This window comes from Streptomyces coryli, assembly GCF_011044975.1.
Taxonomy (GTDB): domain Bacteria; phylum Actinomycetota; class Actinomycetes; order Streptomycetales; family Streptomycetaceae; genus Streptomyces; species Streptomyces coryli.
The window spans coordinates 1-4670 of the sequence record NZ_JAAKZV010000393.1 but is presented as its reverse complement, the minus strand read 5'-3'; the positions used below and the strand labels follow the sequence as shown (position 1 = coordinate 4670).

The 4670-nt window shown below is 72.1% G+C and carries 5 protein-coding genes; 2 read left to right on the top strand and 3 right to left on the bottom strand.

All coding sequences use genetic code 11. The annotated features are described in order from the left end of the window. The 3 genes from G5C51_RS39935 to G5C51_RS39925 form a co-directional block, all read right to left on the bottom strand. The coding region (locus G5C51_RS39935; protein ID WP_165245515.1) for an NADH-quinone oxidoreductase subunit C at positions 1–718 on the bottom strand (718 nt) is incomplete at its 3' end. Next, a complete protein-coding gene (locus tag G5C51_RS39930) occupies positions 715–1455 on the bottom strand; it encodes an NADH-quinone oxidoreductase subunit NuoB (RefSeq protein ID WP_165245513.1) in 741 nt (246 codons plus the stop codon). The genes G5C51_RS39930 and G5C51_RS39935, both read right to left, overlap by 4 nt. Further along, positions 1446–1838, bottom strand: coding sequence for an NADH-quinone oxidoreductase subunit A (locus tag G5C51_RS39925; RefSeq protein ID WP_338118485.1), 393 nt, complete (start codon positions 1836–1838; stop codon positions 1446–1448). The genes G5C51_RS39930 and G5C51_RS39925 overlap by 10 nt, the downstream gene beginning before the upstream one ends. A 183-nt stretch (positions 1839–2021) precedes the next feature. On the opposite strand from G5C51_RS39925, the gene G5C51_RS39920 reads away from it, so the two are divergent. Together G5C51_RS39920 and G5C51_RS39915 are read left to right on the top strand one after the other, a co-directional pair. After that, positions 2022–3200, top strand: coding sequence for a sensor histidine kinase (locus G5C51_RS39920; RefSeq protein ID WP_165245511.1), 1179 nt, complete (start codon positions 2022–2024; stop codon positions 3198–3200). Positions 3201–3333: 133 nt separating this feature from the next. Continuing rightward, positions 3334–4665, top strand: coding sequence for a sensor histidine kinase (locus G5C51_RS39915; RefSeq protein WP_165245509.1), 1332 nt, complete (start codon positions 3334–3336; stop codon positions 4663–4665). The last annotated feature ends 5 nt before the right edge of the window (positions 4666–4670 follow it).

Below are 4670 nucleotides of genomic sequence, written 5' to 3'. Positions count from 1 at the left end.
CTGGGAGGGTGCCCTTCAAGGGGCCCCATTCGTTCGGGTCCGGGACGCCCGGGGGGAGCATCTGGCGGCGCTTCGGACCGCCGTGGTCCGACTCGCCCGGCTCCTTGGCGCCCGGCCACGCCTTGGCCACCCTCGCGGCCAGGACGAAGTCTTTTCGCAGCGGATGGCCCTCGAAGCCGTCCGGGAGGAGCAGCGGCTCCAGTTGCGGGTGGTCGGTGAAGTCGACGCCGAACATTTCGTGCGTCTCGCGCTCGTGCCACGCCGCGCCCGCGTAGACAACCGTCGCCGACGGCAGCACCGCCGCGTCATGCGGCACGGTCGTCCGCACCAGGAGCCGCCGCGGCGGCGTCCCCACGGCGACGACATGCGCCGAGACGCGGAAGCCCACGCCCGGCTCATCCACAGCACTGAGCCAGTCGAAGAAGCTGCACCCCAGCGCATCCCGCGCCGTCCGCAAAGCCTCCGGCCACGCCGCCACCGGCACATCGACCGTCAGCAGCTCATACGCCTCCGCCGCGACGGCCCCCTCCCCGAACAACTCCTCCGCCGCCCGCGGCAGCCACCCGACAGGGGCGGCAGGCCGCTCAGCCGATACGGCCGCCTCCGGCGCCACCGCCTGCCCCGCGGCCGCCTCCGACTCCGCCGCAGCGCCCGCGGCGCCTTCCGGCTCCGCCGCCCGGCCCGCGGCCGCCTCCTCCGGCAAGCCCGGCTCGCTCATCGCCCGCCCTCCGCAGCCGGACCAGCATCCGGACCTGCCTCCTGGCCCGCGTCCCGAGACGACGCATCCGCGCCCGCTGCCCGCCCCGCAGACGGACCCGCATCCGCCCCGCCCGCCGCAGGCGAAGGCGGCGCCACCAGCCCACTCGTCAGCGCCGCGGCCGAAGGCCGCCCCGCACTGCCGCCCGCCACACCGTTCCCGCGCCCCCCGCCGGAGGCGTACCTCTCCCCCAGCGACTCCCGCGCGATCTTCTCCTGCAGCTTCAGAATCCCCTGCAGCAGCGCCTCAGGGCGCGGCGGGCACCCGGGTACGTAGACATCCACCGGAATGATCTGATCCACACCCTTGGTCACCGAATACGAGTCCCAGTACGGCCCGCCGCAGTTCGAGCACGCGCCGAAAGAGATCACGTACTTCGGCTCCGGCATCTGCTCGTACAGCCGCTTCACCGCAGGCGCCATCTTGTCCGTGACCGTCCCGGACACGACCATCAGGTCCGCCTGCCGCGGCCCGGGCGCAAAAGGGATCACTCCCAGCCGGATGAAGTCATGCCGCGCCATCGACGCCGCGATGAACTCGATCGCACAGCACGCCAGCCCGAAGTTGAAGACCCACAGGCTGTACCGGCGGCCCCAGTTCAGCACGACCTTCATCGGCTCCGGCGCCAGCCGGGCCAGGCCCCCGAGCGGCGGCCGCGCAGGCTGCGGCGACGTCGGAGTCACAGGTGTCAGCTCCACTCCAGGACGCCCTTCTTCCACGCGTAAAGAATCCCGACCGCGAGAAAGCCGAGGAAAATGAACATCTCGACCAGCGTCACGCCCCCGTACCCGGCCTTGGCGTACACCGTCGCCCACGGGAAGAGGAAGATCGCGTCCACCGCGAAGATGACATACAGGAACGCGTACACGTAATACCGCACCTGCGTATGCGCCCAGCCCTCGCCGACCGGGTCCACCCCGCACTCGTACGTGAGCAGCTTCTCCTGCGTCGGCACATACGGCCGCAGCAGCCGCCCCGCCCCGAAGGCGACCGCGACGAAGAGCAGGCCGAGCAGGGCGACCAACCCCACGACCGAATAGCCGTGGAAGTAATCCGCCGCGACCGGCACGTTCCGCCTCACTTCCCTGACCTACCTGACCGCTCTTTCGTACGGGCGAGAGTGTAGGCCCTGGCCCCCGAAGTGGGAGCGTCGCGGGGCGGCCCGTTCCGCATGAGCCCGAGCGCGATGGTAGGGATAACCCCACTTCGCCCCACCCATCCACCCCATGGCGCCGCGGTACCGCCCCCGGGCATTCTTGGCACCATGACCGACAGCAGCCCCTCCGCCGAGCATCTTCCCGCGCCCCGGGCGCCCCTCGGGCGGCGTACCTGGCAGGAGATCGCCTTTCTGCTCGGCAATCTGCCGATGGCGATCCTCTCCTTTGTCTACGTGCTCGCCTGGCTCGCCCCCGGCACCGGGCTCGCGGTCACCGTGATCGGGCTGCCGCTGCTCGCCGCCGGGCTCACCGGCAGCCGGGCGCTGGGGCGGTTCGAGCGCGGCCGGGCGCGGCGGCTGCTCGGGGTACGTATCGATGAGCCGTCGCCGCTGCGGGCGCATCTGCGCGGGTCCGGCTTCTTCGTGTGGCTGTGGGGGGCGCTGAAGGACCCGGTGGCCTGGCGGGCCACGCTCTACCACGGCATCCGGCTGCCCTGGGGGATCTTCACCTTCGTCTTCACGCTCCTCTCCTTCTTCCTCTTCTGGCCGGTGCTGCCGTGGACCGCCCGCGCGCTGACGAACGTCGACCGTGCCATGGTCCGCGGCCTGCTGCCGCCGTCCGACGACCTGGAGGCGCGGATCCGGCAGCTGGAGTCGGACCGCGGCGTCGTCGTCGACACCGCCGCCGCCGACCTGCGCAAGATCGAGCGCGATCTGCACGACGGCGCCCAGGCCCGCCTCGTAGCGCTCGCCATGGGCCTGGGCCTGGCAAAGGAGAAGCTGCTCGAGGACCCGGAGACCGCGGCGCTGATGGTCGACGAGGCGCACGGCGAGGTGAAGCTGGCGCTGCAGGAGCTGCGCGATCTGGCCCGCGGCATCCACCCGGCGGTGCTCACCGACCGCGGCCTCGACGCCGCGCTGTCGTCGGTGTCGTCCCGCTGCACGGTCCCGGTGAAGGTGAACGTGGAGCTGCCGGCCCGCCCGGCGCCCGCGATCGAGGGCATCGCCTACTTCACCGTCTCCGAGCTGCTGCAGAACGTCTCCAAGCACAGCGCCGCCAAGTTCGCGGCGGTGGATGTGTGGCGCACCGGAGACCGGCTGCTGATGCAGGTGACGGACGACGGCCAGGGCGGCGCCCGCCTCGACGGCGGCACCGGCATGGCCGGGCTCGCGGAGCGGCTCGGCTCGGTCGACGGGCTCTTCGTGATCGACTCGCCGCCCGGCGGCCCGACCGTCATCACCGCCGAGCTGCCCTGGCGGGACCGCCAGGAGCAGCTCCAGCGCTGATCAAAGCCGCCGCGAGGTGGGGTTTTCCCCCGTACGAAGACGCCGACGCGCTCCATGGGCACGGCCCCCGGTCCGCAGGACCCTTGAAGTGAAGTGACCAGCAGACCGCCTGCCCAGGTGAGGGAAGAAGACGATGACCGGATACGAGACGGAGCCCCGCCGCCCCCGGCTGCCCGCCGGGCTGCGCGCGCCGTTCGAGGCCCGCACCTACCGCGAGTTCCTCTACCTCATGCTCAACCTGCCGATGGCGATCCTCTTCTTCGTCTACGCCATCACCATGCTGGCGCTCGGCATCGGCCTGCTGATCACCTTCCTCGGCATCCCCGTGCTCGCCGCGCTGCTGGCCGGCTGCCGCGGCCTCGGCGCGCTGGAGCGCGGCCGGGCGCGGGCGCTGCTGCGCGTGGACGTCGCCGAGCCGGAGCCGGTACGGGCGCCTTCGGGCAGAGGTGGCGGCAAGGGCGGGCTGTGGTCGTGGACCGGGGCGCTGTTCAAGTCGGGCACCAGCTGGCGGCATCTGCTGTACGCGGTCCTGCACTTCCCCTGGGCGGTCTTCTCCTTCGCCGTCTCGCTGGCCGTCATGGCGTGGGCGTGGCAGCTGATCACGTATCCGCTGTGGCAGTGGGTCTTCCCCACCTACACCGACCAGGACGGTCTGCAGATCTACGGCGACGGGGAGGGCGGCGGCTGGTATCTGCACACCCCGCTGGACCTGACCCTGGCCGTCGTGGCGGGCGCGCTGGTGATGCTCGTGATGCCGTGGGTGATCCGCGGACTGGCGTACGTGGACCGGGCCATGGTCATCGGCCTGCTCGGCCCGTCGAAGCTGGCGACCCGGGTGTGGGAGCTGGAGTCGGACCGCGGCGTCGTCGTGGACACCGCGGCCGAGGATCTGCGCAAGATCGAGCGGGATCTGCACGACGGCGCCCAGGCGCGGCTCGTCGCGCTCGCCATGGATCTGGGCCTGGCGAAGGAGAAGCTCACCGAGGACCCCGAGACCGCGGCCCGGATGGTCGACGAGGCACACGGCGAGGTGAAGCTGGCGCTGCAGGAGCTGCGCGATCTCGCCCGCGGCATCCACCCGGCGATCCTGACCGACCGCGGTCTGGGCCCGGCGCTGAGCGCGGTGGCCGCGCGGGCCAGGGTCCCGGTGCAGGTGACGGTGGACCTGGCGGACCGCCCGGCAGCGGCGATCGAGGGCATCGCCTACTTCACCGTCTCCGAGCTGCTGCAGAACGTCTCCAAGCACAGCCGGGCGACCTCGGCCTGGGTGGACGTGTGGCGCACCCCGGACCGCCTGCTGCTGCAGATCCGCGACGACGGCCACGGTGGCGCCAACCTCGCCTCCGGCTCGGGCCTCGCGGGCCTGGCAGAGCGACTCGGCTCCGTGGACGGCCTGCTGGTCATCGACTCCCCGGCGGGCGGCCCGACCACGGTCACGGCGGAGCTCCCCTGGCGCGACCAGTAATCCCC

What these genes read in the sequence shown, in the direction of transcription:
- G5C51_RS39915 (WP_165245509.1), top strand. Translation starts at nt 3,334, where the DNA reads ATGACCGGATACGAGACGGAGCCCCGCCGCCCCCGGCTGCCCGCCGGG.
- G5C51_RS39920 (WP_165245511.1), top strand. Translation starts at nt 2,022, where the DNA reads ATGACCGACAGCAGCCCCTCCGCCGAGCATCTTCCCGCGCCCCGGGCG.